Origin of the sequence: Buchnera aphidicola (Hyadaphis tataricae) (assembly GCF_005081445.1) — a bacterium.
GTDB classification, from domain to species: Bacteria; Pseudomonadota; Gammaproteobacteria; order Enterobacterales; family Enterobacteriaceae; genus Buchnera; species Buchnera aphidicola_AE.
This window is the reverse complement of record NZ_CP034873.1, coordinates 546532-570701: the sequence shown is the minus strand read 5'-3', so window position 1 is coordinate 570701 and position 24170 is coordinate 546532. Positions and strand designations below refer to the sequence as shown.

The following is a 24170-nucleotide window of genomic DNA, read 5'->3' as shown; positions in this document are numbered from 1 at the left end:
TATAAATAAATAATATAACTATTTTCTTAATTAATTGTTTTGGACACTTGATAATGAAACGAGTTTTTCTAATTGTTTTAGATTCTTTTGGAATTGGTTCTAGTATTGATGCAGGAAAATTTAACGATGTTGGTGCGGATACTTTTGGACATATAGCAAACAATTGTTTTTTAGGACAAGCAAATATACAAAGAAAAGGTCCTTTGCATATTCCAAATTTAGTAAATTTAGGCATAACTGAAGCATATAAAGAATCTACGGGTAAATATCCTTTGGGTTTTAATTATAATAAAAATATTATTGCTAATTATGGTTTTGCTAGTGAAATCTCTTCTGGAAAAGATACGACTTCAGGACATTGGGAAATAGCAGGAGTTCCTGTTTTAGATGATTGGTTTTATTTTAGTAAACTGAAAGATAGTATTCCTAAACAACTTTTACAAAAAATCATTCAAGACTGCGACTTAAAAGGTTTTATTGGAAATTGTCATGCTTCAGGTACTGAAATTATTGCTTCTTTAGGAGAAGAGCATATCACAACAAAAAAACCAATTATTTATACTTCATCGGATTCTGTTGTTCAAATAGCATGTCATGAAGTTTATTTTGGTATATCGAATCTTTATCAATTATGTGAAAATATTCGTGTTATTTTAGATCAGTGTTCATATAAAGTTGCTAGAGTTATCGCAAGACCTTTTATTGGAAAAGATAAATTAACTTTTCAACGTACAGGCAGTAGGAAAGATTTTTCAATGAAACCTTTTTCTACAACAGTAATAAAAAAACTGATAGATGAAAAAAAAGGCACGGTCATTGCCATTGGAAAAATTTCTGATATTTATGCTGGCGTTGGTATTAGCAAAAAAATTGAATCTACTGGTTTAAAAAGATTATGTAATGATACTATCAATCAAATAAAAATATCTAAAAATAATACTATTGTATTTACTAATTTAGTAGATTTTGATTCACATTGGGGGCATCGTCGTGACGTATCTGGATATGCTCGAGGTTTAGAATTTTTTGATAAACAATTAACTAATATCATGAGTTTAGTCCAAAAAAATGATTTATTAATATTGACTGCAGACCATGGATGTGATCCAACTTGGATTGGAACCGATCATACTAGAGAAAATGTTCCTATATTAATTTATTCTCCAGGAATTAAAGCGCGTTTTTTAGGGCATCGAAAAACATTTGCAGATATAGGTCAAACTATTGCTCGATATTTTTCATTATCCGAGATGTCATATGGAATCAATATGCTTTAAATTTTTGTAAGAAATTTTTGTATATCTTAAAAAGGAAAAAATTAGTGCCTACACCTCATATAAATAGTAATAAAAATGATTTTTCTGATATAGTTCTTATGCCAGGTGATCCTTTAAGAGCAAAATACATTGCTGAAAATTATTTAAATAACTCTAATCAAATAAATAATGTTCGTTTAATGTTAGCCTATACTGGATTTTATAAAAATAAGAAAGTTTCAGTTATGAGTCATGGTATAGGAATACCATCTGCTGCCCTATACATCAGAGAATTAATTGTAGAATATAATGTTAAACACATTATTCGAATAGGAACCTGTGGCGCTGTAAGAAACGATATTAAATTACGTGATATAGTAATTAGTATGGGAGCTTGTACTGATTCTAAGTTTAATCGAATTAAATTTAATAATCATGATTTTGCTGCCATTGGTAATTTTAATATGATACGTAGCGCTGTAGATGCTGCAAAAAATATTAATATTGAGGTACATGTTGGTAATTTTTTCACAACAGATTCTTTTTATAATAACGATCAAAAGATGTTAAAGATTTTAAATCAATATAATATTCTAGGTGTGGATATGGAAACAGCAGGAATATATGGTGTTACATCTGAACTAAATGCTGAAGCATTATCAATATGTACAGTATCTGATCATCTTATTAACAAGGATAAACTATCTTCAAAAGATAGAGAATCTAGTTTTCATGATATGATGCATATAGCTTTAGAAACTGCTTTAACAATCAAATAAAAATTTTTTAAAAAAGTTGAGTGTTTTTTTGGTGAGAAAGGGATTCGAACCCTTGATACGTTACCATATACACGCTTTCCAGGCGTGTTCCTTAAGCCTCTCGGACATCTCACCTTTTTGAGAAAAGAAAAACTAAACTATAATACAGTAATGAATATTTTAATTGAATTAGCATAATCACGTCAAGTCTTTAAAATATGGTATATGTCATTATAAATCATATTTTTTATTTTTTATAGATAATAAATCTCTTTTAAAAAATATATTCGTTCTGATAGAATATATTTATTACGTTTTAATTTTTTCAACCATGACAAATAAAATATTTTTTTCTATAAAGAATGCAAGTAAAAATGATCTTTTCCGTATTTTTTGATTCAGTTTTTTATTTTTAAATAATTTTCATTGATATAAAAGAATATATATTGAAGAGTATTATATCATCTAGTTTTATTTATGTCTTTCCGGAAAATATACCGAGAAAAGATTTTATTAACGCATTATTTAGTAGTATTAAACATGGCAGAGAAAAGAAATATTTTTTTAATAGGACCTATGGGTGCTGGAAAAAGTACAATTGGTCGTCAATTATCTCAACAATTAAATATAGACTTTTTTGATTCTGATCAAGAACTTGAAAAAAGAACTGGTGCAGATATTAGCTGGGTTTTTGATGTAGAGGGTGAACATGGTTTTCGTTTAAGAGAAAAAAAAATTATTGATGAATTAACTAAAAAACAAGGCATCATTCTTGCTACTGGTGGAGGTTCAGTTTCTTTTAAGGAAACTCGTAATTTTTTATCAGCTAGAGGAATTGTAGTTTATTTAGAAACTACAATTGAAAAGCAATTAGAACGTACTAAAAGAGATAAAAAAAGACCTTTGCTAAATGTTTCTATTGATAATCGTATCATTTTAGAAGAATTAGCAAATAAAAGAAATCCATTATATGAAGAAATTGCAGATATTACAGTAAAAACTGATGAATATAGTTCAAAATCTGTTGCTTTTAACATAATCCGTTTATTAGAAAAAATTTAGTTTTTCACTTAGAATAAATAATTAATGGAGTGTAAAAAATTTGAAACAGTTGAAAGTTATTCTAGGAAAACGCACTTATCCTATTAATATCGGATCTAGAATTATTCAAAAAGATAATATTTTTTTTCCTTTAAAATCTGGCAATCAAGCAATGTTGGTTACTAATAAAACATTAGCAAATCTTTTCAAGGATAAAATACTTTTTTATTTGAGAAAAGCAGGAATAAAAATAGATCAAATTATCATTTCTGACGGAGAACAACACAAAACATTAAATGAAATGGAATTAGTTATATCTGCTTTGTTAGAAAAACAACACACTCGAGATACAACTTTAATTGCATTAGGAGGTGGTGTTATAGGTGATTTAACTGGTTTTGTAGCATCTGTTTATCAAAGAGGTGTAAGTTTTATTCAAATTCCAACCACGCTTTTAGCTCAAGTAGATGCTTCTATTGGCGGAAAAACATCTGTAAATCATTTACTCGGCAAAAACATGATAGGTTCTTTTTGGCAACCTTCTTCAGTCATTATTGATATAGATTTTTTGACAACATTACCTCGTAATCAATTGGTATCAGGAATAGCAGAAGTGATTAAATATGCTATTATTTTTGATAAAGAATTTTTCTATTGGTTAGAAGACAATATAGAAAAAATTTTATCTCTTGATCATAATTCAGTATCCTATTGCATAAAAAAATGCTGTGAATTCAAATCAAAATTAGTATCCAGTGATGAAAGAGAAAATAATTTGCGATCGTTATTAAATTTGGGTCATACATATGGACATGCTATTGAAGCTCATGCTGGTTATGGAAGTTGGTTACATGGTGAAGCAATATCAGTAGGTATGGTAATGGCCGCAAGAACTTCAAAAAAACTTGGATATCTAAAAGAATCAGATTTTATCAGAATTGTTAACCTTTTAAAAAGATCTTTCTTACCTATAACAGGACCTAAAAACATGTCTGCATCTTCATACATTCCTTACATGATGCGAGATAAAAAAGTAATTGCTGGAGATATCAGATTAGTATTGCCTTTATCTATTGGAAAAGTGAAAGTTTATAGCAATATAGACAAAAATGTTATTTTAACCGCAATTAAGGATTCGCAATAATATTTATATATAAAATATATTTATCTATAATGATATGTTGTGATTGATATGAAATCTATTTTTTTAAATTTTTTGATTGTTATTGTGATTTTTTAAAAACAATATGTTTCATATTAATCTAACAAAACAATACAAGTTAGATTTTTTGGATGAGATCAAAAATATTGATAATAAAAAATATGTATTTTATATTCTAGAATATGTTTTATAGAAGTAAATATAATTTTCTTTAAAAAAATGTAATGGCATTTTTTTAAATAGATATTACATGTTCAGTCATAGAACAAACGACATTGTATTTTTTAATGTTTAAAAATTTTCTAAACTAATTATCATGCATGGTATTGTGTCATTTAAATAATTAGTATTTTGTTTTTTTCATTTCATAAAGATTTGTTTTCTTAATTATGTATCTTTTATTTTGTATTCCTTCTTATTAAAAATTCACATGTTAATAAATATTTTATGAATTATTTTAATAACTTCTAGTAATTAATATACATTAAAAATATATAATCATCTTATTATATATAATAAAATTTAGGACAATTAATATGAAAAAATTTTTTATAGCGCCATCAATTTTGTCTGCTGATTTTGCTTGTTTAGGAAAAGATGCAAAAAAAGTGATAGATGCAGGAAGTGATTTAATACATTTTGATGTAATGGATAATCATTATGTTCCTAATTTAACTATGGGCCCTATGATTTTAGAATCTTTAAGAAATTATAAAATTGAAGTGCCTATAGATGTTCATTTAATGGTCACACCCGTAGATAATTTAATCCCACAGTTTGCTAAAGCTGGAGCTTCTTTTATTACTTTTCATCCAGAAGCTACACAGCATATTGAACGCACATTGCATTTAATTAAAGATCATGGATGCAAAGCTGGATTAGCTTTTAATCCTGCTACACCTTTACATTTTCTTGATTATGTGTTAGAAAAATTAGATGTGATTTTACTGATGTCGGTCAATCCAGGATTTGGTAATCAATCTTTTTTACCTTCTACATTTAATAAGATACGAGATGTGCGAAAAATTATTGATGATAGTGGTTTAGATATTTTTTTAGAAGTTGATGGAGGTGTAAAATTAGAAAATATATCTGAAATAGCACATTGTGGAGCAAATGTTTTTGTCATGGGAACAGGAATATTTCAATATTCTAATTATAATCTCATTATTAAAAAAATTCGTAAAACATTGCAACATACTTGCTCAACATCCATTCATTAATTTTTTACATAGAGTATATAATTATGTCTTCTAAACCTATTGTCTTCAGTGCTATACAACCTTCTGGTAACTTGACCATTGGAAATTACATAGGAACTATGCGTCATTGGTCTAAAATGCAGTCTAATTACGAATGTTTATATTGTGTGGCGGACTTACATGCACTTACTACAATACAAAACTATTCATTTTTAAAAACTAGAACTTTGGATGCTTTATCATTCTATTTAGCTTGTGGTGTTGATCCTGAAAAAAGTATTGTTTTTATTCAATCACATGTACATCAACATAGTCAGTTAAGCTGGATTTTAAATTGTTTTGCTCGGTTTTCTGAATTATTACGTATGACTCAATTTAAAGTGAAAGGGACACAAGGGGAAAAGTATATACCAAAAACTAATTTGGGTTTATTTAATTATCCTATTTTAATGGCATCGGATATTTTATTGTATCAAACAAATGTTGTTCCTGTAGGATATGATCAAAAACAGCACATCGAATTAACAAGAACGATAGCTGATCGTTTTAATTCTATATATGGTGATGTATTTGCTTTACCCACACCAATAATTAATCAGTATGGATCTAAAATTATGGCTTTGTTAGAACCAAAAAAAAAGATGTCTAAATCTGATATTAATAAAAATAATGTCATTTTTTTATTAGATGATATTTCCTCTGTTGTTTCAAAAATTAACAAGTCTGTTACTGATTCTGATAGACCATCTGCAATATATTATGATATAAAAAATAAACCAGGTATTTCGAATTTATTAGAAATTTTTTCCGCTATTAGCAATAAAGATGTGCATGTTTTATCAAAAGAATTGCAAGGAGTTATGTATACAGAATTTAAAAAGATTGTTTCAGACGCCGTATCAAAATTTTTACATAAATTACAAAGACGTTATACTGATTATCGTTGTGATGAGACTTTATTAAAAAAAATAGCTTATGAAGGTTCTATGAAAGCACAATTGAAAGCCGAAACTACGTTAAAAAAAATTTATTCTGAATTAAATTTTTTTCACCTTTTTAAATAAACCAGAAACGATTTTTTCTAGTTTATTTTCAGGATTATTATTTAAATAATAAAAAAAATTTTTAATCGATATGTTAATTTTTTATGTTTTTTTATTGAAAAAAATCAAAACAGAAATTAAAAATACTATACTATACATAATATTCGAAGTGATTAAAGCAGCATATAATCCTTGTTTTTCTACGATTGGACTGGTTATAATAAATGTCAATAATGTTCCTATTGTGCCAAATAATAAAATTAAATTAATTAATTTTGGTGATGGTTTTATAGTTTGTAACGATGTTAATGTGATGATGATTGTATAAATAGCACTAGAAAAAAAACCTAACCCAACAATCACGTATTTAAGCATCAATAAATTGTCACCATGAATAAAATAATACATTAGTAATGTAGAAATACTAGACAAAAACATAAACATATGATATAAATTGAAAAATTTTATTATAACACTAAAAAACCACATACCAATCATATAAGACATCCAAAAATTACTTACTAAAATTCCAGTTTTCTCAAGATGAATTTTTACATGTTCAGATACATATTGCGGAACCCAGGAAATAAATCCTAATTGTCCTAAAATATATAACATTGCTGAAATAGATAATAAAATAACATTCATATTCCAGATTTTTTCGGAACGATGTAAAGTTTCTATATTGTGTTTTATTTTTGGAAAATCTAAATTCATTGTTAAAATAAAAATTAATAAATAAATTCCTCCTATGTATATATAGATCCAGTACCAAATAATATTTTTTTCTAGAAGATAGGCTGCAATAATAGGAAATATCATTCCTGACATACTAAAAAATGAATCGGTCAATAATAATCTAGATCCTCTTTTTGATCCTGAGTATAAATGTGTAATAAGAAATGTACCTATTGACATAGTAATACCGCTGACTAATCCAAGTATGAACATGTTGATTGAGAAAAAAAGTATACTTTTGCAATAGATAATTCCTAATATAGCTATTATTGTTAAAAAAAATCCTGATATTAATTGTTTTTTTAATGATATAATTCCTGAGATCCATGAATTCAATAGAATTGATATTAATATGCCTGCATTTAAATACGTAAAGGTATTGCTCATTTCCGCTATAGACAAATTAAAATATTGTGCAATGTTCTTCATAATCATGCCAGTCACAACAACTAACGCACCTGTAAAAGCATATGATAGAAAACTAATCCACGTAAGACCTATTTGATTGATATTTTTCATTTTTAGTCACCTATGATGACAATTTGAAATCCATACAAGTATAGTTTTTTGTATAACTATAAATGTGTTATTCGACATAATATAATGTTTTTTTTCTTTCACATTAAGTTTGATAAATATTAAAATATTTCAGTTTAAATTTAATGAAAAATAATGTATATTTTATTGTAAAAAATAAATATTTTTAAATTAACATGATAAATTTTTTATCAAAAAATATTTTTTACGAGTAATAGTTTTCAAGATTAATTTTGATGTTTATGCATATCTTATATAGTAGAAAATATTCATGAATAACACACAATTTTGATCATTTCTGTTTTCACAATAATATTTTTATAAATCGTAAAATAATATATGAAATGTTATCAATATTATTATTAATAAATCAATTCTTAAATTAACTCAATAGTTGATTTTCTTCATCATATATTGTATTTGATGAATGTTTTTGTTTCAATTGGCTTTATTTTATGTAAATAAACTTGTATATCAGATAATATCATTTATAGTTAAAAAATCGTCTTTACAAATATAAGATATTTTACTGAAATTATAAAAAATTCTTTTAAGAGTTTTTTGATAAAATAGATTAAATGACATTTTTATCAAATGTTTTTTGAAATATAAAAATATTCTATGAAATAATACTGTATTTGTTGTCATTATATTTAAACATCGCATTAATTTGTAATTTATAAACTTACTATTTACAATTCTAAAAATATCAAAATATTTTCATAATTAATAATATTTAAAAACATCATAAATAATATAATCAATCAAAACTTATGAGACATTTTTAAAACAATTTACAAAAATTTTTCTAATAATATCGTCTATATTAAATCATTGCTCATGAAAAAATATTTTTAGTGATATATTTGGAATGTAAAATGACCCTGTTATGTAACTGTTTTTTTTAAATCAATCTAATATTTATATGTGTATTGTTTGAATATACTTTAATACGTTTTTGGGAGTAATCAACGATGTTGTTTAATTTTAAAAAAATAATATTAATATTTATGATATTACTCGTTCCAAAATCATTTTCAGAACCAATATTTTTCAATAGTGTTCATCTGACATCTTTTTCTAAAGAAACAAAAAAATTTGAAAACGATGATGATAAATCAGGTTATGCTTTAGGTGTGTCGTTAGGTCATTATATTAATGAATCTTTTGAAAAACAAAAAAAAATAGGTATTCATTTAGACAAAAATAGTCTTTTGCAGGGAGTTCAAGATGTGATTTCTGGAAATTTAAAATTATCTCATCAAGAAATTGCGTCAATTCTTACAAAATTAGAAGAAAGATTAAAAAATGCAACAAAAATAGAATTAGAAAAAAATACTAAAGAAAATTTTATCAAAGGAGCACTATACATGAAAAAATTTTCTAAAAATAAAGATGTCAAAAAAACCGCTAGTGGACTCTTGTATCTCGTAGAAAATCCAGGATCAGGAGAGACGATAACTAACGATACAAAGATTGTTTTACATTATAAAGGTTCTTTTATTAATGGTGTAGAATTTGATAATTCTTATAAAAGAGGCGAGCCCGTATCATTAATGTTAAAAGATGTTATATTAGGTTGGCAAGAAGGTTTAAAGCATATCAAAAAAGGTGGAAAAATTACATTAGTTATACCACCTCATTTAGCATATGGAGATAAATTTGTTAATGGTATTCCGGGTAATTCTACTTTAATTTTTAATATAGAATTATTAGATGTTATTTCTTCAGAATAGTTTACCCTTTCTTTATTCATGTTGATTGCATTATAAAAATATTTAAATATGAATTATACAGTATTAGTTACCGGTGCTCCTTATGGTACGCAAAATGCCAGTACTGCTTTTTTGTTTTGCAAGGCTTTAGTTAACACGGTGCATCATTTAAAAAGTATTTTTTTTTATTGTGATGGAGTGCTGAATGCTAATAGCATGACTACACCAGCGAACGATGAATTTGATTTAATTAAAGCATGGCAAAAATTAAAAAAAAAACATCATGTAAATTTATACGTTTGTAACAGCGCTGCAATGAGAAGAGGTGTTATCGCAGAAAAAAAAATATTAAATTTAGATACCCAAAATGGAAACTTGGCTATTTTTTTTGAGTTGAGCGGATTGATAGAGTTAGCTTGTGCTATAAAAAAATGTGATCGTTTAATACAATTTTAATTGGTATATTTATCTTAATGAATAGCGTTGCTGTTATTTTTACTCATGCTCCGCATGGAACTAGTTTTGGAAGAGAAGGTTTAGATGCTGTTTTAAGTATTTCATCTATCATCAATGAAATTAGTTTATTTTTTATTGGTGATGGTGTATTGCAATTAATAAAAAATTATAAATCAGAAAATATTTTAGCAAGGAATTATACTGCTTCGTTTTCTGTACTATCTTTTTATAATATTAAAACATTTTATTGCTGCAAATCATCATTATTAGCAAGAGGTTTATATAATTATAGACAATTTATATTACAGGTTAATATATTAGATCTGGATGTGTTACGTTTAAAATTAGATGATTATGATGTAATTGTTAATTTTTAAGGTATTTAAATATGTTGCATACTTTAATGAAATCTCCTTTTGAAAGTAACACTTCTCTTATTATCAGTATGTTAAAACCATCAGATGATTTTTTAGCTTTACAAGATGGCGTGTTGATTGCATTAAAAAATAGTGTTTTTTTAAAAAATATCGTTATGTCTCCAGCAAGATTATATCTTCTTAAAGAAGATGTTTATGCTCGTGGTATTGATCAATACATTTCTAATAAATTTACTCTAATTAGTTATATTCATTTCGTTTCATTGACTATTAAACACAAACAACAAATGACTTGGTAAATATGCTAAGTTATGCGGTTAATGTTATTATATCCAATCCCAATGTATGTTTTCATAACAATAATTTATTAATATAAATGTAAGTATTTTAAATAAAAATCAATCAATCATAGGAGTTTAAATGGCCACAGTAAATCAATTAGTGCGTAAACCACGTGTACGTAAGGTAATTAAAAGTAATGTTCCGGCATTAGATGGGAGCCCTCAAAAAAGAGGAGTGTGTACTAGAGTATATACAACAACACCTAAAAAACCTAACTCAGCACTTAGAAAAGTATGTCGTGTAAGGTTAACTAATGGGTTTGAAGTGACTGCGTATATTGGAGGAGAAGGGCATAATTTACAAGAACATTCTGTAATTTTGATTAGAGGTGGTAGGGTTAAAGATTTACCAGGAGTTCGATATCATATTGTTAGAGGTTCATTAGACTGTGCCGGTGTTAAAGAACGCAAAAAAGGACGCTCTAAATATGGAGTTAAAAAACCTAAAGCATGAAATAGTTCTATTATTATAAGATAACATGATTATTTTTTTATTTAAATTATATGGAGTATTTATGCCACGTCGTCGTATTATTGGTGCTAGAAAAATTTTACCTGATCCAAAATTTTCTTCCGAATTACTAGCTAAATTTATCAATATTCTTATGGTGGATGGTAAAAAATCCATCGCAGAAGTTATTGTTTATACTGCATTAAAAAATTTATCTAAACGTACCGATAAAAAAGAATTAGAAGTATTTGAAATAGCTTTAGAACATGTTCGTCCAATAGTGGAAGTCAAATCACGTCGTGTTGGCGGGTCTACTTATCAAGTTCCAGTTGAAGTGCGGCCAATTAGAAGAAACGCTTTAGCTATGCGTTGGATTGTTGAATCCGCTCGTAAAAGAACAGATAAATCAATGTCTTTGCGTTTGTCAAATGAATTATATGATGCAGTAGAAAACAGAGGCGCCGCAGTAAAAAAGAAAGAAGAAATCCATAAAATGGCAGAGGCTAATAAAGCTTTTGCTCATTATCGTTGGTAAATAGTATCGTGTAATAATTTTGCATTTTTATAGATGATGTTGAGACAATCATCTTAATTTTCCTTACAGATTTTAATTGTTCAAAAAAACTAAACATAAGAGAAAGATAATGTCTCGTATAACACCTATTGCTCGTTATCGTAACATTGGAATTAGTGCTCATATAGATGCTGGAAAAACTACTACAACTGAAAGAATTTTATTTTATACCGGTATTAATCACAAAATTGGTGAAGTACATGATGGCGCTGCCACCATGGATTGGATGGCACAAGAGCAAGAACGAGGTATCACCATTACGTCAGCGGCTACTACTGCATTTTGGAGTGGTATGGCAAAACAGTTTAAACCACATAGAATCAATATTATCGATACTCCTGGACATGTAGATTTTACTATAGAAGTAGAACGATCTATGCGTGTATTAGATGGTGCTGTTATGGTTTATTGTGCTGTTGGAGGAGTCCAACCTCAGTCAGAAACTGTTTGGCGTCAAGCAAATAAATATAATGTGCCTCGGATTGCTTTCGTTAATAAAATGGATCGTATGGGTGCAAATTTTTTAAAAGTAGTCAATCAAATTAAAATACGATTAGGCGCCAATCCTGTTCCCTTGCAATTAGCTATTGGATCAGAAGAAAATTTTATTGGTGTGATAGATTTAATTAAAATGAAAGCTATTTATTGGCAAGATAGTGATCAAGGATTAACTTTTATTTACGATAATATTCCAAAAGATATGGATATTTTAGCTCAAAAATGGCATCAAAAACTCATTGAATCTGCTGTAGAATCTGATGAACTTTTATTAGAAAAATATTTGAATGGTGAATTGTTGTCTGAAAGAGAAATTAAATCCGGTTTAAGAAAAAGAGCTTTAAATGACGAAATTGTATTGATTACATGTGGTTCAGCTTTTAAAAATAAAGGTGTTCAAGCTTTATTAGATGCAATAATCGAATATTTACCTGCTCCAAATGAAATTCAAGATATTAAAGGAAGTTCGAATAACACACCTGCTGTTAGAATTTCAAGTGACGCAGCTCCTTTTTCTGCGTTAGCCTTTAAAATTGCTAACGATCCATTTGTCGGTAATTTAACGTTTTTTAGAGTATATTCAGGAGTTGTAAAATCTGGAGACACTGTTTTTAATTCTGTAAAAAATAAAAAAGAAAGATTTGGTAGAATTGTTCAGATGCATGCGAATAAACGAGAAGAAATTAAAGAAGTATACGCAGGCGATATAGCAGCTGCTATCGGCTTAAAAGATGTGACAACTGGAGATACCTTGTGTGATTTAAATCATTCAATTATTTTAGAAAAAATGGAATTTCCAGAGCCAGTGATATCTATTTCTGTAGAACCTAAAACTAAAGTAGATCAAGAGAAAATGGGTTTAGCTTTAGGTAGATTAGCAAAAGAAGATCCATCTTTTCGAGTACGTACTGATAAAGAATCAAATCAAACTATCATTTCTGGAATGGGCGAATTACATTTAGAAATTATTATCGATCGAATGAAACGTGAATTTAGTGTAGATGCAAATATTGGACAACCTCAGGTAGCGTATCGTGAAACGATCTTGAATAAAGTTCAAGATATTGAAGGAAAACATATTAAGCAATCAGGAGGCAGAGGTCAATATGGTCATGTTGTTATAGAATTGTTTCCATTAGAACCAGGAGGTGAAGGGTATTTATTTATTAATGATATAAAAGGAGGAATAATACCCAATGAATACATTTCTGCAATTGATAAGGGTATCCAAGAACAATTAAAATATGGACCGTTAGCGGGTTATCCAGTTGTAGATATTGGAGTTCGTCTTTATTTTGGTTCATATCACGATGTTGATTCTTCTGAATTAGCATTTAAATTAGCTGCTTCTATAGCATTTAAAAATGGTTTTAAAAAAGCAAAACCAATATTGTTAGAACCTATTATGAAAGTTGAAGTGGAAACACCAGACGATTATATGGGGGATGTAATAGGCGATTTAAACCGTAGAAGAGGAATGATTGAAGGAATGATTGATTTATCAATAGGTAAAATTATTAAAGCATGCGTTCCTTTATCTGAAATGTTTGGTTATGCTACTGATTTGCGTTCACAAACTCAAGGACGGGCATCATATTCTATGGAATTTTTAAAATATACAGAAGCACCATTGAATATTGCTTCCATGATTATTGAAAAAAGAGAAAAGTAGAAGTTTTTTGCTATAACGTATACAATATTTTTTAATAAAAAATATGTTATCAAAGGAATAAATAATGTCTAAAGAAAAATTTCAACGTTTAAAACCACATATAAACGTCGGAACCATTGGTCATGTAGATCATGGTAAAACTACTTTAACTGCAGCGATTACAACTGTTTTATCTAAAAAATATGGTGGTTCTGCACGTGCTTTTGATCAAATTGATAATGCTCCAGAAGAAAAAGCTAGAGGAATAACGATTAATACTTCTCATGTAGAGTATGATACTGCATTAAGACATTACGCTCACGTGGATTGTCCCGGTCATGCTGATTATATAAAAAATATGATTACAGGCGCTGCTCAAATGGACGGTGCTATTTTAGTAGTAGCCGCAACTGATGGACCTATGCCTCAAACTCGTGAACATATTTTGTTAGGTAGACAAGTTGGAGTACCCTATATCGTTGTTTTTCTTAATAAATGTGATATGGTAGATGATGAAGAATTATTAGAGTTAGTAGAAATGGAAGTTCGTGACTTATTAACCCAATATGATTTTCCAGGAGATGATACTCCTATTGTTCGTGGATCAGCGCTTAAAGCATTAGAAGGCGATCCTGAATGGGAATCAAAAATATTAGATTTATCTGTGTTTTTGGATAGTTATATTCCTGAACCAAAAAGATCAATTGATCAACCTTTTTTATTACCTATAGAAGATGTGTTTTCTATCTCTGGAAGAGGTACAGTAGTAACTGGAAGAGTAGAAAAAGGCGTAATTAAAGTTGGTGAAGAAGTAGAGATTGTAGGTATTAAAAAAACTACTAAAACTACTTGCACCGGTGTAGAAATGTTTAGAAAATTATTAGATGAAGGTAGAGCTGGAGAAAATGTAGGTATCTTATTACGTGGTACAAAACGTGATGAAATTGAAAGAGGACAAGTTCTAGCAAAACCAGGTAGTATTCATCCGCATACAACATTTGAATCTGAGGTTTATGTGTTATCTAAAGAAGAAGGAGGTCGTCATACTCCATTTTTCAAAGGATATCGACCACAGTTCTATTTCAGAACTACTGACGTTACTGGTTCCATTGAATTGCCCGAGGGTATTGAAATGGTCATGCCAGGAGATAATATCAAAATGACTGTAACCTTGATTAATCCTATTGCGATGACCGATGGATTACGTTTTGCTATACGTGAAGGAGGTCGTACTGTCGGTGCTGGTGTAGTTTCTAAGGTTTTAAATTGATATTTTTTGTTTTAATTATTTTATACTAGATATCTAGTTGATTTTATTAAGAAAAGAGTATAAAATGCTCTTTTCTTGATTACTTTTTATTATTTACAACTCATTTTTTAATAATTTACAACAACAACTATATAATATGATTAAACATAACCTTTAAACAATTTTACATATATTTTATATATGTAATATGTTTTTGAACAATACTTCTGATATAGGAGTTATATATTTTTACAGTTAATTGCATCTACTCTTGAATATATATTTAGATATTTAGAGAAGATAAAATTTTTATTTTGTATATAAATGGAGTTCTGGATAATGCAGAACCAAAGAATTCGTATTCGTTTAAAAGCTTTTGATCATAGATTAATTGATCAATCAACTACAGAAATTGTTGAAACAGCAAAAAGAACTGGCGCGCAAGTTCGTGGACCAATTCCTCTCCCTACTCGAAAAGAGCGTTTTACTATTTTAGTTTCTCCACATGTTAACAAAGATGCTCGTGATCAATATGAAATACGTACACATAAACGTTTGATTGACATAGTAGAGCCAACTGAAAAAACTGTTGATGCACTGATGCGTCTGGATCTTGCTGCCGGTGTAGACGTGCAAATTAGTTTAGGTTAATAAAAATAGATATATATGATTAAGGTATTCATAAAATGATTGGTTTAATTGGAAAAAAACTTGGTATGACTCGTATTTTTACTGAAGAGGGTGCTTCAATTCCTGTTACAGTCATTGAACTTCAAGAAAATCGTATCACACAGGTAAAAAACATAAAAACTGATCTTTATTGTGCGATTCAAGTTACAACTGGTACAATCAAAAGAGCTAAGTTAAACAAACCAAGATCAGGTCATTTTTTTAAATCTGGTGTTGTTCCAGGAAGAGGTTTATGGGAATTCAGAATTAATCGAGATCACTGTTTTAAAGTGGGACAAAACATTAATATAAATATTTTTAAAAATATCAAAAAAGTTGATATTACAGGATTTTCTAAAGGAAAGGGTTTCAGCGGAACAGTAAAACGTTGGAATTTTTCTACTCAAGATGCTACTCATGGTAATTCTTTGTCGCATAGAGTCCCTGGATCTATTGGACAAAATCAAACTCCTGGTAGAGTATTTAAGGGAAAAAAAATGGCAGGTCAATTAGGAAATCATCGTGTTACGGTACAAAGTTTAAATATAGTAGATGTTGACGAGAAAAAAAATCTTCTTTTGGTAAAAGGCGCTGTTCCCGGTGCTACTGGTAGCAATCTTATCGTTAAGCCAGCTATTAAGGTTTGAGCAGTGAGGAGTAAAAAATGCAATTAGTAGTTAAAGACATACAGACTTTTCTTAGTGTTTCTGAAACCATTTTTAATCGTGATTTTAATAAGGCTCTAATTCATCAAGTTGTTGTTTCTTATGCAGCATCGACTCGTCAAGGTACTAGAGCTCAAAAAAGTCGTGCTGAGGTTTCAGGTTCAGGAAGAAAACCATGGCGTCAAAAAGGAACAGGTCGTGCTCGTGCAGGATCTTTTAGAAGTCCAATTTGGCGATCAGGTGGCGTGACGTTTGCTGCAAAACCACAAGAATATGGTCAGAAAGTCAATAAAAAAATGTATCGTGGTGCATTAAAAAGTATTTTTTCCGAACTAATACGTCAAAATCGATTAATAGTTTTTAACGATTTTTCTTTAAATTTACCAAAAACAAAACTATTAATAGAAAAATTAAAAGATATAAACTTTAAAAAGTTACTAATTATTAAACATAAAATCGAGCATAATTTATTTCTTGCATCTAGAAATTTGTACTCAGTGGATGTTAAAAATTTAAATGCTATTAATCCTATTAGTCTAATTGTTCCGGATCAAGTTATTATGACTGTTCAGGCAATTAAACAATTAGAGGAGATGCTTGCATGATTTTAGAAGAACGTTTGTTAAAAATATTACTTGCTCCACATGTTTCTGAAAAATCTTCTATATCCGCAGAAAAACGTAATACTATAGTATTAAAAGTTTTAAAAAATGCAACCAAGTATGAAATTAAATGTGCGGTTAAAAAAATTTTTGATGTGGAAGTAGATAACGTCAAAACATTAAAAGTAAAAGGGAAAAAAAAACGTCAATCTAATCGTATTGTCCAAAAAAGTGACTGGAAAAAAGCCTATATTAAAATAAAAAAAGGGTATAATTTAGACTTTATAGGAAATATAGAGTAATTGAAGGAAAAAAAAAGTGTCAATTGTGAAATGTAAACCAACGTCTCCAGGTCGTCGTCACGTTATTAAGATCATCAATAAAGATTTGCATAAAGGAAAACCGCATTCTTCTCTATTAAAAAAGAAGAGCAAGACTGGAGGGCGTAATAATAATGGAAGAATTACAACCCGTCATATTGGTGGTGGACACAAAAGAGCATATCGTATTGTAGATTTTAAAAGAATTAGAGATGGTATAGAAGCTATTGTTCAAAGATTTGAATATGATCCTAATCGTTCTTCTAATATTGCTCTAATATTATATAAAGATGGGCAAAGAAATTATATTTTAGCTCCAAAAAATTTGAAGCTAGGAGATAGTGTCATGTCTGGAATTCATGCTCCTATTAAAATAGGAAATTGTTTGCCTGTAGAAAATATTCCTGCGGGAACATTCATTCATAATGTAGAAATGAAACCAGGTAAAGGAGGACAAATTGCCCGTGCAGCAGGAAGTTATGTGCAATTAGTAGCATGTGAAAAACAGTATGCTACCTTAAGATTACGTTCTGGAGAAATTAGAAAAATACGATCTAATTGTAGAGCCACTATCGGTGAAGTAGGAAACTCAGAAAATATGTTAAAAGTATTGGGCAAAGCAGGTGCTTCACGTTGGATAGGAGTTCGCCCAACTGTTCGTGGTACAGCAATGAATCCTGTTGATCACCCTCATGGAGGCGGAGAGGGGAGAAATTTTGGTAAACATCCTGTAACTCCTTGGGGTGTGCAAACTAAAGGCAAAAAAACTCGTAAAAATAAGCGTACTGAAAGGTTTATTCTACGTCATCGTGTTAAATAACAATGTCAAAAGAGGATCATTTTCACATGCCACGTTCTCTTAAAAAAGGGCCTTATATTGATTTGAGTTTGTTTAAAAAAGTAGAAAAATCTATTAAAACAAACGATAAAAAACCTATAAAAACTTGGTCAAGACGTTCAACAATTTTTCCTAATATGGTCGGTTTAACAATATCTGTTCATAATGGTAGAAATCATATACCTATATTTGTTACCGAAGAAATGGTCGGTCATAAACTAGGTGAATTTGCTTTAACGCGTACTTACAGAGGGCATACCGCTGATAAAAAAGTAAAAAAACGTTAAAGCAGAGGAAATATAAATGGAAACATTAGCTCAACATCGACAAGCGAAATCTTCAGCTCAAAAACTGCGTTTGATTGTAAATTTAATTCGTGGTAAAAATGTGACAACAGCATTAGATATTCTAACATATACTAAAAAAAAAGCAGCATTGTTAGTAAAAAAAGTTCTAGAGTCTGCTATAGCGAATGCAGAACACAATAATGGTGCTGATATTGATCAATTAATTATTAAAAAAATTTTCGTTAATGAAGGTTCAACAATGAAAAGAATGATGCCGCGTGCGAAAGGACGTGCAGATCGTATTTTAAAACGTACTAGTCATATAACGGTAATCGTATCTGATCGTTAATATTGGAGAGAAATAATAATGGGTCAGAAAGTACATCCTAATGGTATGAGACTAGGTATAATAAAAAAATGGAATTCGGTTTGGTTTTCAGGTACTAAAGATTTTGCTAATAATTTAGATAGTGATTATAAAGTTCGTCAATTTTTAATGCAAGAATTGTCCAAAGCATCTATTTCTAGGATTATTATTGAAAGGCCTGCAAAAAGTATTCGTGTTACTATTTATACTGCGAGACCAGGCATTGTTATTGGAAAAAAAGGAGAGGATGTAGAAAAATTGCGAGTAGCTATCGCTAAAATTACTAACGTACCAGTGCAAATCAATATTTCTGAAATTCGAAAACCTGAACTTGATGCCAAGCTTGTTTCAGACAGCATTACTTCGCAATTAGAAAGAAGAGTCATGTTTCGACGCGCAATGAAAAGATCAGTTCAAAACGCTATGAGACAGGGAGCACAAGGAATTAAAGTTGAAGTTAGTGGTCGTTTAGGTGGCGCGGAAATAGCTCGTAGAGAATGGTATAGAGAAGGTAGGGTGCCACTACATACTTTACGTGCAAATATTGATTATAGTACTTCCGAAGCTCATACAACATATGGTGTGATAGGTGTAAAAGTATGGATTTTTAAAGGTGAAATATTAGGTGGTATGGAAGCGATTGACAAGTTAGAAAAACCTTCTGTTCAAACAAAAAAGCAGCATCGCAAAAATCGAAAATAATGTAAGATAGGAGAGTTTCTGATGTTGCAACCAAAACGTACTAAATTTCGAAAAATGCATAAAGGACGAAATCGTGGTTTAGCTTCTGGTGCCAGTATTAATTTTGGTATTTTTGGTTTACAGGCTATTGATAGAGGACGGTTAACTGCACGTCAAATTGAATCAGCTAGACGTGCTATTACTCGTTGTATTAAGCGACAAGGTAAAATGTGGATACGTATTTTTCCTGATAAACCTATTACTCAAAAGCCATTAGAAGTTCGAATGGGTAAAGGAAAAGGAAATGTAGAATATTGGGTAGCTTTAGTACAGCCTGGAAAGATTCTTTATGAATTAGATGGAGTCACAGAAGAAGAATCACGAGAAGCCTTTAAATTAGCAGCTGCTAAGTTACCTGTGAAAACAATTTTTGTGTCAAAAATGGTGGTGCGATGAAAGAAATCTTTAAATTGCGAACAAAAAACAAAAGAGATCTTAACATAGAACTTATACAACTATTTAGAGAGCAATTTAATCTTCGTATGCAGTCTGTATCTGGAAAATTAAAACAACCCCATTTGCTAAGAAAAGTTCGCAGAAATATTGCACAAGTAAAAACTGTATTACATGAGATGAGAAGGATTACATAATGGATAAAACACGAACTTTAAAGGGATTTGTGTTAAGTAACAAGATGCAAAAGTCTGCTATTGTTTCTATCGAGCGTGTTGTAAAACATGCTATTTATGAAAAATTTATCAAACGTACTACAAAGTTACACATTCATGATGAAAAAAATGAATGTTCTGTAGGTGATTTTGTAGAAATTAAAGCATCTCGTCCAATTTCTAAAACAAAATCTTGGATCTTATTTCGAATTATTAAAAAACATGTTTCATAGTTAAAATACAATTAAAAAATTTAAGTCATATCATGTTTTCTATTAATACCGTATAACTGATGTTATAATAAAATTATTTTTTTCATCATTCTATTTATTGAAAACATTGGGGAGCATAAAAACATGATTCAAGAACAAACAATTTTAAATGTAGCAGATAATTCTGGGGCACGTTCTGCAATGTGTATTAAAGTGTTGGGTGGTTCCCATCGTCGATATGCAAATATCGGCGATATTGTTAAAATTACAATTAAAGAAGCTATACCAAGAGGTAAAGTCAAAAAGGGAGAAGTATTAAAAGCTGTAATAGTTAGGACTAAAAAAGGAGTAAGACGTTCTGATGGCTCTATTGTTCGTTTCGATACTAATTCTTGCGTTGTTTTAAATAATAATGAACAACCTATAGGCACTCGTGTATTTGGTCCTGTTACCCGTGAACTAAGAACAGAAAAGTTTATGAAAATTATTTCATTAGCTCCAGAAGTACTTTAGTTAGAATCAAATGTTTATTTAAAAGGAATGAACGCATGGCATCAAAATTACGTCGTAATGATGAAGTGATCATATTAACAGGAAAAGAAAAAGGCAAAAAAGGTATCATTAAACACATGTTATCTTCACAAAAAGCGATTATAAATGGTTTAAATTTAGTTAAAAAACATCAAAAACCTATACCATCTCAAAATAAAATTGGCGGAATAGTAGAAAAAGAAGCACCTATTCAAATATCAAATATTGCTATTTTTAACCCTGAATCTAACAAGGCAGATCGTGTGGGTTTTAGATTTGAAGAAGGTAAAAAAATTCGTTTTTTTAAATCTAATGGTAAGATTATTAAATGATTTTGATTTCTATAAAAGGGGGATAACATAAACATAATGACAACATTATATGATTATTATAAAACAACAATAATTCACAAATTAATGTTAGAATTAAAGTTTAGTTCTGTTATGCAAGTTCCTAAAATTGATAAAATTACTTTAAATATGGGTGTTGGAGCTGCTGCTGTCGATAAAAAAGTCTTAGATCATGCTATTTTAGATTTAACTGCCATATCAGGACAAAAACCCTTAGTAACTAAAGCTCATAAGTCTGTAGCTGGCTTTAAAATTCGTCAGGGTTATCCTATTGGGTGTAAGGTGACGTTAAGAAAAAAAAGAAAATGGGATTTTTTCGAGCGCTTGATTGTGATTGCTATTCCTAGAATTCGTGATTTTCGAGGATTATCAAATACTGCTTTTGATGGTCAAGGTAATTATAGTTTAGGAATACGAGAACAGATTATTTTTCCAGAAATTGATTATGACAAGGTTGATCGTCTTCGTGGTTTAGATATTACTATTACTACAACAGCTAGAAATGATTTTGAGGGTAAAGCGTTGTTATCTGCCTTCAATTTCCCCTTTCGTAAATAAAAATTGAGGTTGTTATATGGCGAAACAATCTATGAAAGCCAGAGAAGTAAAACGTATAAAGTTAGCAAAAAAATTTTATACTCAACGTATTGAACTAAAAAAAATTATTTCTAATAGTGTATTATCTGATAAAGATCGTTGGGATGCTATGTTTAAATTGCAATCTTTTCCACGTGATTCTAGTCCATCGCGTCAAAGAAATAGATGTCGTCAAACTGGACGACCACATGCATTTTTGCGAAAATTTGGATTAAGCCGAATTAAAGTCAGAGAAGCTGCTATGAAAGGTGAAATACCTGGATTAAAAAAATCTAGTTGGTAAAACTTATTTGAGTAATTTTGGAGTTTTAAAATGAGCATGCAAGATCCAGTAGCAGATATGTTAACTCGCATTAGAAATGGTCATTCAGCTAATAAATATTCTGTAAAAATACCTGCATCTAAATTAAAAAAATCAATTGTTACACTGCTACAAAAAGAAGGTTATATTACAACATTTAAAGTGATAGGACAATCTAAGCTAGAACTAGAAATTATATTAAAATATTTTAATGGCAAACCTGTTGTAGAAATGATAAAACGTGTTAGTCGTCCCAGTTTAAGAATATATAAAAAAAAGAACAAACTGCCTGAAGTAATGGATGGACTTGGAATTGCAATAATCTCTACTTCTAAGGGTATTATGACAGACCGAGAAGCTCGTAAAATCGGTCTTGGCGGTGAGATTGTTTGTTATGTAGCTTAATGGAGGAAGAATGTCTCGTATAGCTAAACGTCCTATTATAGTTCCTTCTGATATTGATGTACAACTGAATTTGCAAAATATATCTATTAAAGGAAAATATGGACATCTTTCGCGTGTTATTAATGATGCTGTTGAAGTGCGTTTGTTAAATAATACAATAACATTTTTTCCACGTTTAGGTTGTGATAACGGTTGGGCACAAGCAGGAACTGCTAGATCTCTTGTAAATTCAATGATTCTTGGTGTTTCTAAAAAATTTATTAAAAAATTACAGTTATCTGGAGTTGGATATCGAGTCTCTGTAACTAAAGAAAATGTAGTTAATATGTCATTAGGATATTCACATCCTATTGTTTATTCTTTGCCTCAAGGTATTAGTGCAGAAAATACATCACCAACAGAAATTGTTATTCAAGGGATAGATAAGCAATTAGTTGGACAAATTGCAGCTAATTTACGTTCTTATAGACTTCCAGAACCGTACAAAGGAAAAGGCGTTCGTTATTCAGAAGAACAAATTCGTATAAAAGAGGCTAAAAAGAAATAATATGATTAACGCAATCAAAAATAAAATTGCTTCTCGCATACGTCGTTCTATGAAAACACGTTTTAAATTTAAAGAACTAGAATCTATTAGGTTAGTAGTACATCGTACTTCTCGACACGTGTATGCACAAATTCTTTCTTCTAAAGAATCTAAAGTTTTAGTATTTGCCTCGACTTTAGAAAAAAAAATTAAATGTCATTTAAAATATACAGGAAACAAAAAAGCTGCAGAAAAAATCGGAAAAATAATTGCAGAAAGAGCTCTGTCAAAGGGAATAAAAAATGTTTCTTTTGATCGATCTGGTTTTAAGTACCATGGTCGTATAAAAGCATTAGCTGAATCTGCACGTGCATTTGGGCTTAAGTTTTAGGGTGAACATTTCATAATGGCTAACATTGAAAAAAAAAATAATAGTGATTTACAAGAAAAACTGATCACAGTTAATCGTGTTTCAAAAACTGTAAAAGGTGGTAGAATTTTTTCTTTTACCGCTTTAACTGTAGTAGGAAATGGTAATGGAAGAGTTGGTTTTGGTTATGGAAAAGCTCGAGAAGTACCTGCTGCTATTCAAAAAGCCATGGAAAAAGCAAGAAGAAATATGATTACTATTCCATTAATTAATAAAACTTTACAACATGCATTGCAAGGCTCTCATACTGGATCAAAAATTTTTATGAAACCCGCTTCAGATGGAACGGGTATTATTGCAGGCGGAGCAATGCGCGCGGTTTTAGAGGTAGCAGGAGTGCAAAATGTCTTGGCTAAAACTTATGGTTCTACCAATCCAATCAACGTAGTACGAGCTACTATGAATGGTCTAATGAATATGAAATCTCCAGAAATGATCGCTGCCAAAAGAAATAAGTGCATTGAAGAAATAACAGGATAAATTCTATTATATGAAAAATATCAAAATTACTCAAATCAAAAGTTCTATAGGAAGACTTCCTAAACATAAAAAAACATTATCTGGTCTAGGACTGCGTTATATCGGACATACAGTAATACGAAAAAATACTCCTGCTATTCAAGGTATGATTAATAAAATTTCTTATATTTTAAAAACACAAGAGGAATAAAA

General features: G+C 29.5%; 35 protein-coding genes and 1 tRNA gene. 34 read left to right on the top strand and 2 right to left on the bottom strand.

Annotated features, from left to right (window positions below):
- Nucleotides 1–53: 53 nt before the first annotated feature.
- Both D9V69_RS02710 and deoD read left to right on the top strand, forming a co-directional pair.
- On the top strand, nucleotides 54–1277 hold the full coding sequence (locus tag D9V69_RS02710; RefSeq protein ID WP_158356782.1) for a phosphopentomutase: 1224 nt from the start codon (nucleotides 54–56) through the stop codon (nucleotides 1275–1277).
- A gap of 44 nt (nucleotides 1278–1321) precedes the next feature.
- On the top strand, nucleotides 1322–2035 hold the full coding sequence (gene deoD / locus D9V69_RS02705; RefSeq protein WP_158356781.1) for a purine-nucleoside phosphorylase: 714 nt from the start codon (nucleotides 1322–1324) through the stop codon (nucleotides 2033–2035).
- Nucleotides 2036–2064: 29 nt separating this feature from the next.
- On the opposite strand, the gene D9V69_RS02700 is transcribed toward deoD, so the two are convergent.
- A tRNA-Ser gene (locus D9V69_RS02700) sits at nucleotides 2065–2149 on the bottom strand.
- A gap of 405 nt (nucleotides 2150–2554) precedes the next feature.
- Here D9V69_RS02700 and aroK point away from each other — a divergent pair.
- The 4 genes from aroK (at nucleotide 2555) to trpS (ending at nucleotide 6483) form a co-directional block, all read left to right on the top strand.
- A complete protein-coding gene (gene aroK / locus D9V69_RS02695; protein ID WP_158356861.1) occupies nucleotides 2555–3076 on the top strand; it encodes a shikimate kinase AroK in 522 nt (173 codons plus the stop codon).
- 40 nt (nucleotides 3077–3116) lie between these two features.
- Nucleotides 3117–4199: a 3-dehydroquinate synthase gene (gene aroB / locus D9V69_RS02690; RefSeq protein ID WP_158356780.1), complete on the top strand. Its 1083-nt coding sequence runs from the start codon at nucleotides 3117–3119 to the stop codon at nucleotides 4197–4199.
- A 554-nt stretch (nucleotides 4200–4753) separates the two neighbouring features.
- Nucleotides 4754–5440, top strand: coding sequence for a ribulose-phosphate 3-epimerase (gene rpe, locus D9V69_RS02685; protein ID WP_158356779.1), 687 nt, complete (start codon nucleotides 4754–4756; stop codon nucleotides 5438–5440).
- Between the two features lie 23 nt (nucleotides 5441–5463).
- A complete protein-coding gene (trpS, locus tag D9V69_RS02680; RefSeq protein ID WP_187308317.1) occupies nucleotides 5464–6483 on the top strand; it encodes a tryptophan--tRNA ligase in 1020 nt (339 codons plus the stop codon).
- A gap of 81 nt (nucleotides 6484–6564) precedes the next feature.
- On the opposite strand, the gene tsgA is transcribed toward trpS, so the two are convergent.
- Complete coding sequence (gene tsgA, locus D9V69_RS02675; RefSeq protein ID WP_158356778.1) at nucleotides 6565–7719, bottom strand: MFS transporter TsgA; 1155 nt, start codon at nucleotides 7717–7719, stop codon at nucleotides 6565–6567.
- Between the two features lie 992 nt (nucleotides 7720–8711).
- On the opposite strand from tsgA, the gene fkpA reads away from it, so the two are divergent.
- From fkpA to rpmD, 28 genes are all read left to right on the top strand, one after another.
- Nucleotides 8712–9473, top strand: a complete 762-nt coding sequence (fkpA, locus tag D9V69_RS02670) for an FKBP-type peptidyl-prolyl cis-trans isomerase (protein ID WP_261979624.1) — start codon at nucleotides 8712–8714, stop codon at nucleotides 9471–9473.
- A 48-nt stretch (nucleotides 9474–9521) separates the two neighbouring features.
- The gene (gene tusD / locus D9V69_RS02665) at nucleotides 9522–9908 is read left to right on the top strand and encodes a sulfurtransferase complex subunit TusD (RefSeq protein ID WP_158356777.1); all 387 of its coding nucleotides are present in this window, start codon (nucleotides 9522–9524) and stop codon (nucleotides 9906–9908) included.
- Between the two features lie 17 nt (nucleotides 9909–9925).
- A complete protein-coding gene (tusC, locus tag D9V69_RS02660) occupies nucleotides 9926–10285 on the top strand; it encodes a sulfurtransferase complex subunit TusC (RefSeq protein WP_158356776.1) in 360 nt (119 codons plus the stop codon).
- An 11-nt stretch (nucleotides 10286–10296) separates the two neighbouring features.
- Nucleotides 10297–10584 carry a sulfurtransferase complex subunit TusB gene (tusB, locus tag D9V69_RS02655; RefSeq protein WP_158356775.1) on the top strand — a complete coding sequence of 96 codons (288 nt, stop codon included), beginning with the start codon at nucleotides 10297–10299 and terminating at the stop codon, nucleotides 10582–10584.
- 121 nt (nucleotides 10585–10705) lie between these two features.
- Nucleotides 10706–11080 carry a 30S ribosomal protein S12 gene (gene rpsL, locus D9V69_RS02650; protein ID WP_158356774.1) on the top strand — a complete coding sequence of 125 codons (375 nt, stop codon included), beginning with the start codon at nucleotides 10706–10708 and terminating at the stop codon, nucleotides 11078–11080.
- A 61-nt stretch (nucleotides 11081–11141) separates the two neighbouring features.
- Entirely contained in the window at nucleotides 11142–11612 is a 471-nt protein-coding gene (gene rpsG / locus D9V69_RS02645) for a 30S ribosomal protein S7 (RefSeq protein WP_158356773.1), read from the top strand.
- Between the two features lie 109 nt (nucleotides 11613–11721).
- Nucleotides 11722–13821: an elongation factor G gene (fusA, locus tag D9V69_RS02640; RefSeq protein ID WP_158356772.1), complete on the top strand. Its 2100-nt coding sequence runs from the start codon at nucleotides 11722–11724 to the stop codon at nucleotides 13819–13821.
- 64 nt (nucleotides 13822–13885) lie between these two features.
- A complete protein-coding gene (gene tuf / locus D9V69_RS02635) occupies nucleotides 13886–15070 on the top strand; it encodes an elongation factor Tu (RefSeq protein WP_158356771.1) in 1185 nt (394 codons plus the stop codon).
- A 318-nt stretch (nucleotides 15071–15388) separates the two neighbouring features.
- Nucleotides 15389–15700 (top strand): 30S ribosomal protein S10, encoded by a 312-nt coding sequence (rpsJ, locus tag D9V69_RS02630; protein WP_009874476.1) that lies wholly within the window; start codon nucleotides 15389–15391, stop codon nucleotides 15698–15700.
- A 35-nt stretch (nucleotides 15701–15735) separates the two neighbouring features.
- Nucleotides 15736–16365 carry a 50S ribosomal protein L3 gene (gene rplC, locus D9V69_RS02625; RefSeq protein WP_158356770.1) on the top strand — a complete coding sequence of 210 codons (630 nt, stop codon included), beginning with the start codon at nucleotides 15736–15738 and terminating at the stop codon, nucleotides 16363–16365.
- Between the two features lie 17 nt (nucleotides 16366–16382).
- Nucleotides 16383–16988, top strand: a complete 606-nt coding sequence (gene rplD / locus D9V69_RS02620) for a 50S ribosomal protein L4 (protein ID WP_158356769.1) — start codon at nucleotides 16383–16385, stop codon at nucleotides 16986–16988.
- Nucleotides 16985–17287 (top strand): 50S ribosomal protein L23, encoded by a 303-nt coding sequence (gene rplW, locus D9V69_RS02615; RefSeq protein ID WP_158356768.1) that lies wholly within the window; start codon nucleotides 16985–16987, stop codon nucleotides 17285–17287. Before rplD ends, rplW begins: the two co-directional genes overlap by 4 nt.
- A 16-nt stretch (nucleotides 17288–17303) precedes the next feature.
- A complete protein-coding gene (rplB, locus tag D9V69_RS02610; protein WP_158356767.1) occupies nucleotides 17304–18125 on the top strand; it encodes a 50S ribosomal protein L2 in 822 nt (273 codons plus the stop codon).
- Nucleotides 18126–18151: 26 nt separating this feature from the next.
- A complete protein-coding gene (rpsS, locus tag D9V69_RS02605) occupies nucleotides 18152–18430 on the top strand; it encodes a 30S ribosomal protein S19 (protein WP_158356766.1) in 279 nt (92 codons plus the stop codon).
- 16 nt (nucleotides 18431–18446) lie between these two features.
- Entirely contained in the window at nucleotides 18447–18779 is a 333-nt protein-coding gene (rplV, locus tag D9V69_RS02600; protein WP_158356765.1) for a 50S ribosomal protein L22, read from the top strand.
- 18 nt (nucleotides 18780–18797) lie between these two features.
- On the top strand, nucleotides 18798–19499 hold the full coding sequence (gene rpsC / locus D9V69_RS02595) for a 30S ribosomal protein S3 (protein WP_158356764.1): 702 nt from the start codon (nucleotides 18798–18800) through the stop codon (nucleotides 19497–19499).
- Nucleotides 19500–19520: 21 nt separating this feature from the next.
- Nucleotides 19521–19934 carry a 50S ribosomal protein L16 gene (gene rplP, locus D9V69_RS02590; RefSeq protein WP_158356763.1) on the top strand — a complete coding sequence of 138 codons (414 nt, stop codon included), beginning with the start codon at nucleotides 19521–19523 and terminating at the stop codon, nucleotides 19932–19934.
- The gene (gene rpmC, locus D9V69_RS02585) at nucleotides 19931–20128 is read left to right on the top strand and encodes a 50S ribosomal protein L29 (protein WP_158356762.1); all 198 of its coding nucleotides are present in this window, start codon (nucleotides 19931–19933) and stop codon (nucleotides 20126–20128) included. Before rplP ends, rpmC begins: the two co-directional genes overlap by 4 nt.
- Complete coding sequence (rpsQ, locus tag D9V69_RS02580; protein ID WP_261979656.1) at nucleotides 20125–20379, top strand: 30S ribosomal protein S17; 255 nt, start codon at nucleotides 20125–20127, stop codon at nucleotides 20377–20379. Before rpmC ends, rpsQ begins: the two co-directional genes overlap by 4 nt.
- Before the next feature lie 123 nt (nucleotides 20380–20502).
- The gene (gene rplN, locus D9V69_RS02575) at nucleotides 20503–20871 is read left to right on the top strand and encodes a 50S ribosomal protein L14 (protein ID WP_158356760.1); all 369 of its coding nucleotides are present in this window, start codon (nucleotides 20503–20505) and stop codon (nucleotides 20869–20871) included.
- A 35-nt stretch (nucleotides 20872–20906) separates the two neighbouring features.
- Nucleotides 20907–21221 carry a 50S ribosomal protein L24 gene (gene rplX / locus D9V69_RS02570; protein WP_158356759.1) on the top strand — a complete coding sequence of 105 codons (315 nt, stop codon included), beginning with the start codon at nucleotides 20907–20909 and terminating at the stop codon, nucleotides 21219–21221.
- A 36-nt stretch (nucleotides 21222–21257) separates the two neighbouring features.
- Entirely contained in the window at nucleotides 21258–21797 is a 540-nt protein-coding gene (rplE, locus tag D9V69_RS02565; RefSeq protein WP_158356758.1) for a 50S ribosomal protein L5, read from the top strand.
- A gap of 16 nt (nucleotides 21798–21813) precedes the next feature.
- Nucleotides 21814–22119 carry a 30S ribosomal protein S14 gene (gene rpsN / locus D9V69_RS02560; protein WP_158356757.1) on the top strand — a complete coding sequence of 102 codons (306 nt, stop codon included), beginning with the start codon at nucleotides 21814–21816 and terminating at the stop codon, nucleotides 22117–22119.
- Nucleotides 22120–22149: 30 nt separating this feature from the next.
- Nucleotides 22150–22542, top strand: a complete 393-nt coding sequence (rpsH, locus tag D9V69_RS02555) for a 30S ribosomal protein S8 (RefSeq protein WP_158356756.1) — start codon at nucleotides 22150–22152, stop codon at nucleotides 22540–22542.
- A gap of 10 nt (nucleotides 22543–22552) precedes the next feature.
- Entirely contained in the window at nucleotides 22553–23089 is a 537-nt protein-coding gene (rplF, locus tag D9V69_RS02550) for a 50S ribosomal protein L6 (protein WP_158356755.1), read from the top strand.
- Between the two features lies 1 nt (nucleotide 23090).
- Nucleotides 23091–23459 (top strand): 50S ribosomal protein L18, encoded by a 369-nt coding sequence (gene rplR / locus D9V69_RS02545; protein WP_158356754.1) that lies wholly within the window; start codon nucleotides 23091–23093, stop codon nucleotides 23457–23459.
- A 15-nt stretch (nucleotides 23460–23474) separates the two neighbouring features.
- A complete protein-coding gene (gene rpsE, locus D9V69_RS02540; RefSeq protein ID WP_158356753.1) occupies nucleotides 23475–23978 on the top strand; it encodes a 30S ribosomal protein S5 in 504 nt (167 codons plus the stop codon).
- 10 nt (nucleotides 23979–23988) lie between these two features.
- A complete protein-coding gene (rpmD, locus tag D9V69_RS02535; protein ID WP_158356752.1) occupies nucleotides 23989–24168 on the top strand; it encodes a 50S ribosomal protein L30 in 180 nt (59 codons plus the stop codon).
- Nucleotides 24169–24170 lie beyond the last annotated feature (2 nt).

What these genes read in the sequence shown, in the direction of transcription:
- tusD (WP_158356777.1), top strand. Translation starts at nt 9,522, where the DNA reads ATGAATTATACAGTATTAGTTACCGGTGCTCCTTATGGTACGCAAAAT.
- fusA (WP_158356772.1), top strand. Translation starts at nt 11,722, where the DNA reads ATGTCTCGTATAACACCTATTGCTCGTTATCGTAACATTGGAATTAGT.
- rplP (WP_158356763.1), top strand. Translation starts at nt 19,521, where the DNA reads ATGTTGCAACCAAAACGTACTAAATTTCGAAAAATGCATAAAGGACGA.
- rplX (WP_158356759.1), top strand. Translation starts at nt 20,907, where the DNA reads ATGGCATCAAAATTACGTCGTAATGATGAAGTGATCATATTAACAGGA.
- aroK (WP_158356861.1), top strand. Translation starts at nt 2,555, where the DNA reads ATGGCAGAGAAAAGAAATATTTTTTTAATAGGACCTATGGGTGCTGGA.
- rplV (WP_158356765.1), top strand. Translation starts at nt 18,447, where the DNA reads ATGGAAACATTAGCTCAACATCGACAAGCGAAATCTTCAGCTCAAAAA.
- fkpA (WP_261979624.1), top strand. Translation starts at nt 8,712, where the DNA reads ATGTTGTTTAATTTTAAAAAAATAATATTAATATTTATGATATTACTC.
- rpsL (WP_158356774.1), top strand. Translation starts at nt 10,706, where the DNA reads ATGGCCACAGTAAATCAATTAGTGCGTAAACCACGTGTACGTAAGGTA.
- tsgA (WP_158356778.1), bottom strand. Translation starts at nt 7,719, where the DNA reads ATGAAAAATATCAATCAAATAGGTCTTACGTGGATTAGTTTTCTATCA.
- rpsG (WP_158356773.1), top strand. Translation starts at nt 11,142, where the DNA reads ATGCCACGTCGTCGTATTATTGGTGCTAGAAAAATTTTACCTGATCCA.
- rpsE (WP_158356753.1), top strand. Translation starts at nt 23,475, where the DNA reads ATGGCTAACATTGAAAAAAAAAATAATAGTGATTTACAAGAAAAACTG.
- trpS (WP_187308317.1), top strand. Translation starts at nt 5,464, where the DNA reads ATGTCTTCTAAACCTATTGTCTTCAGTGCTATACAACCTTCTGGTAAC.
- D9V69_RS02710 (WP_158356782.1), top strand. Translation starts at nt 54, where the DNA reads ATGAAACGAGTTTTTCTAATTGTTTTAGATTCTTTTGGAATTGGTTCT.
- rpsJ (WP_009874476.1), top strand. Translation starts at nt 15,389, where the DNA reads ATGCAGAACCAAAGAATTCGTATTCGTTTAAAAGCTTTTGATCATAGA.
- rplF (WP_158356755.1), top strand. Translation starts at nt 22,553, where the DNA reads ATGTCTCGTATAGCTAAACGTCCTATTATAGTTCCTTCTGATATTGAT.
- rplW (WP_158356768.1), top strand. Translation starts at nt 16,985, where the DNA reads ATGATTTTAGAAGAACGTTTGTTAAAAATATTACTTGCTCCACATGTT.
- tusC (WP_158356776.1), top strand. Translation starts at nt 9,926, where the DNA reads ATGAATAGCGTTGCTGTTATTTTTACTCATGCTCCGCATGGAACTAGT.
- rpmC (WP_158356762.1), top strand. Translation starts at nt 19,931, where the DNA reads ATGAAAGAAATCTTTAAATTGCGAACAAAAAACAAAAGAGATCTTAAC.
- rplD (WP_158356769.1), top strand. Translation starts at nt 16,383, where the DNA reads ATGCAATTAGTAGTTAAAGACATACAGACTTTTCTTAGTGTTTCTGAA.
- tuf (WP_158356771.1), top strand. Translation starts at nt 13,886, where the DNA reads ATGTCTAAAGAAAAATTTCAACGTTTAAAACCACATATAAACGTCGGA.
- rplR (WP_158356754.1), top strand. Translation starts at nt 23,091, where the DNA reads ATGATTAACGCAATCAAAAATAAAATTGCTTCTCGCATACGTCGTTCT.
- tusB (WP_158356775.1), top strand. Translation starts at nt 10,297, where the DNA reads ATGTTGCATACTTTAATGAAATCTCCTTTTGAAAGTAACACTTCTCTT.
- rpsN (WP_158356757.1), top strand. Translation starts at nt 21,814, where the DNA reads ATGGCGAAACAATCTATGAAAGCCAGAGAAGTAAAACGTATAAAGTTA.
- rplC (WP_158356770.1), top strand. Translation starts at nt 15,736, where the DNA reads ATGATTGGTTTAATTGGAAAAAAACTTGGTATGACTCGTATTTTTACT.
- rpe (WP_158356779.1), top strand. Translation starts at nt 4,754, where the DNA reads ATGAAAAAATTTTTTATAGCGCCATCAATTTTGTCTGCTGATTTTGCT.
- rpsH (WP_158356756.1), top strand. Translation starts at nt 22,150, where the DNA reads ATGAGCATGCAAGATCCAGTAGCAGATATGTTAACTCGCATTAGAAAT.
- rpsS (WP_158356766.1), top strand. Translation starts at nt 18,152, where the DNA reads ATGCCACGTTCTCTTAAAAAAGGGCCTTATATTGATTTGAGTTTGTTT.
- rpmD (WP_158356752.1), top strand. Translation starts at nt 23,989, where the DNA reads ATGAAAAATATCAAAATTACTCAAATCAAAAGTTCTATAGGAAGACTT.
- rplE (WP_158356758.1), top strand. Translation starts at nt 21,258, where the DNA reads ATGACAACATTATATGATTATTATAAAACAACAATAATTCACAAATTA.
- rplN (WP_158356760.1), top strand. Translation starts at nt 20,503, where the DNA reads ATGATTCAAGAACAAACAATTTTAAATGTAGCAGATAATTCTGGGGCA.
- rpsC (WP_158356764.1), top strand. Translation starts at nt 18,798, where the DNA reads ATGGGTCAGAAAGTACATCCTAATGGTATGAGACTAGGTATAATAAAA.